A 3,342-nucleotide genomic window follows, 5' to 3' on the forward strand; every position below is an offset into this window, starting at 1 on the left:
CGATGCCCTACTCTCACATGGGGAAGCCCCACACTACCATCGGCGTTACTGCGTTTTACTTCTGAGTTCGGAATGGAATCAGGTAGAGCCACAGCACTCTGGTCGCCAGAATATTCTGTTGATGACTTCGGCTATCGCCTTCGTCTTTATCTGTCTTTTTCTTTGTTCTTTATCTGCTTTTTATTCGCACTTTAAATTCGAAACAAGCTGTTACTGAGTGTAGTGCTCAAAAACACTTGAGCGTTGTATAGTTAAGCCTCTCGGGCAATTAGTATCTGTTAGCTCAATGGCTCACACCACTTACACATCAGACCTATCTACGTCGTAGTCTCCAACAACCCTTACAGTCTTATAGACTGGGAGAACTCATCTCAAGGCAAGTTTCGTGCTTAGATGCTTTCAGCACTTATCTCTTCCGCATGTAGCTACCCAGCAGTGCCTCTGGCGAGACAACTGGAACACCAGTGATGCGTCCACTCCGGTCCTCTCGTACTAGGAGCAGCCCCTCTCAATTCTCCAACGCCCACGGCAGATAGGGACCGAACTGTCTCACGACGTTCTAAACCCAGCTCGCGTACCACTTTAAATGGCGAACAGCCATACCCTTGGGACCTACTTCAGCCCCAGGATGTGATGAGCCGACATCGAGGTGCCAAACACCGCCGTCGATATGAACTCTTGGGCGGTATCAGCCTGTTATCCCCGGAGTACCTTTTATCCGTTGAGCGATGGCCCTTCCATTCAGAACCACCGGATCACTATGACCTGCTTTCGCACCTGCTCGACTTGTCTGTCTCGCAGTTAAGCTTGCTTATACCATTGCACTAACCTCACGATGTCCGACCGTGATTAGCAAACCTTCGTGCTCCTCCGTTACTCTTTGGGAGGAGACCGCCCCAGTCAAACTACCCACCAGACACTGTCCGAGACCGCGTTCCGCAATCTTCGTTAGAACATCAAACGTTAAAGGGTGGTATTTCAAGGACGCCTCCAACAACACTGGCGTGTCATCTTCAAAGGCTCCCACCTATCCTACACATCAAAATTCAATGTTCAGTGTCAAGCTATAGTAAAGGTTCACGGGGTCTTTCCGTCTAGCCGCGGGTACACCGCATCTTCACGGCGATTTCAATTTCACTGAGTCTCGGGTGGAGACAGCCTGGCCATCATTATGCCATTCGTGCAGGTCGGAACTTACCCGACAAGGAATTTCGCTACCTTAGGACCGTTATAGTTACGGCCGCCGTTTACTGGGGCTTCGATCAGGAGCTTCTCTTGCGATAACACCATCAATTAACCTTCCAGCACCGGGCAGGCATCACACCCTATACGTCCACTTTCGTGTTTGCAGAGTGCTGTGTTTTTAATAAACAGTTGCAGCCAGCTGGTATCTTCGACCGGTTCAACCTTCGAGAGTAAATCTCTACAATCTACGCCGGCGCACCTTCTCCCGAAGTTACGGTGCTATTTTGCCTAGTTCCTTCACCCGAGTTCTCTCAAGCGCCTGAGTATTCTCTACCTGACCACCTGTGTCGGTTTATAGTACGGTTTATAATAACCTGAAGCTTAGTGGCTTTTCCTGGAAGCGTGGTATCGGTTACTTCATCTCCGTAGAGACTCGTCATCACTTCTCGGTGTTAAGGAAGACCGGATTTGCCTAATCTTCCCACCTACCGGCTTAAACAGACATCCAACAGTCTGCTAACCTAACCTTCTCCGTCCCCACATCGCAGTTATTACAAGTACGGGAATATTAACCCGTTTCCCATCGACTACGCTTTTCAGCCTCGCCTTAGGGGCCGACTCACCCTGCCCCGATTAACGTTGGACAGGAACCCTTGGTCTTCCGGCGAACGAGTTTTTCACTCGTTTTGTCGTTACTTATGTCAGCATTCGCACTTCTGATACGTCCACCAAACTTCTCAATTCAGCTTCATCCGCTTACAGAACGCTCCCCTACCCAACAGTCTTTCAACTGATGCCGCAGCTTCGGTGACTAGTTTTAGCCCCGTTACATCTTCCGCGCAGGCCGACTCGACTAGTGAGCTATTACGCTTTCTTTAAATGGTGGCTGCTTCTAAGCCAACATCCTAGCTGTCTAAGCCTTCCCACTTCGTTTCCCACTTAACTAGTACTTTGGGACCTTAGCTGGCGGTCTGGGTTGTTTCCCTCTCCACGATGGACGTTAGCACCCACCGTGTGTCTCCTGAGTATCACTCTTCGGTATTCGCAGTTTGCATCGGGTTGGTAATCCGGGATGGACCCCTAGCCGAAACAGTGCTCTACCCCCGAAGGTGTCCGCTCAAGGCTCTACCTAAATAGATTTCGGGGAGAACCAGCTATCTCCCGGTTTGATTGGCCTTTCACCCCCAGCCACAAGTCATCCGCTAATTTTTCAACATTAGTCGGTTCGGTCCTCCAATTAGTGTTACCCAATCTTCAACCTGCCCATGGCTAGATCACCGGGTTTCGGGTCTATACCTTGCAACTCAATCGCCCAGTTAAGACTCGGTTTCCCTTCGGCTCCCTTATTCAGTTAACCTCGCTACAAAATATAAGTCGCTGACCCATTATACAAAAGGTACGCAGTCACCCCACAAGGAGGCTCCCACTGCTTGTACGTACACGGTTTCAGGTTCTATTTCACTCCCCTCACTGGGGTTCTTTTCGCCTTTCCTTCACAGTACTGCTTCACTATCGGTCAATCAGGAGTATTTAGCCTTGGAGGATGGTCCCCCCATCTTCAAACAGGATTTCTCGTGTCCTGCCCTACTTATCGTTAGCTTAGTACCACAATAGACACTTCGAATACGGGACTATCACCCTTTATAGTCGAGCTTCCCAGCTCGTTCTTCTATGTCTACTGCTATCACTAACAGGCTCTTCCGCTTTCGCTCGCCGCTACTCACAGAATCTCGGTTGATTTCTTTTCCTTGGGGTACTTAGATGTTTCAGTTCTCCCAGTTTGCCTTTACTACCTATGTATTCAGTAGTAAATACTAGATTCTTCATCTAGTGGGTTTCCCCATTCGGAAATCTTGGATTAAACGCTTCTTATCAACTCATCCAAGCTTATCGCAGATTAGCACGTCCTTCTTCGCCTCTGATTGCCAAGGCATCCACCGTGTACGCTTAGTCACTTAACTATACAACCTCAAATATTTTCAAATCTTATTCAAATCCACTCAATGCTGTATTTATTCAACTAAATACTTGACTGCTTTTGTTCAGTCAAGATTTTTTTACTACTCAGACTTTCAATCTATTCGTTATCATTTTCGCTTTAACGAACTTGAAAAATCTCTCAGTTTTTCAGCTTGTTTCCAATTTTTTAAAGAACAA

The 3,342-nt window shown here is 48.0% G+C and carries 2 rRNA genes; both read right to left on the reverse strand.

The features are described 5' to 3' along the window. Window positions 1–110, reverse strand: a 5S ribosomal RNA gene (gene rrf, locus HMPREF0027_RS11025); the annotation flags it as partial. Between the two features lie 137 nt (window positions 111–247). After that, window positions 248–3,146, reverse strand: a 23S ribosomal RNA gene (locus HMPREF0027_RS11030). Window positions 3,147–3,342 lie beyond the last annotated feature (196 nt).

Source organism: Actinobacillus ureae ATCC 25976, from assembly GCF_000188255.1.
GTDB lineage: Bacteria > Pseudomonadota > Gammaproteobacteria > Enterobacterales > Pasteurellaceae > Actinobacillus > Actinobacillus ureae.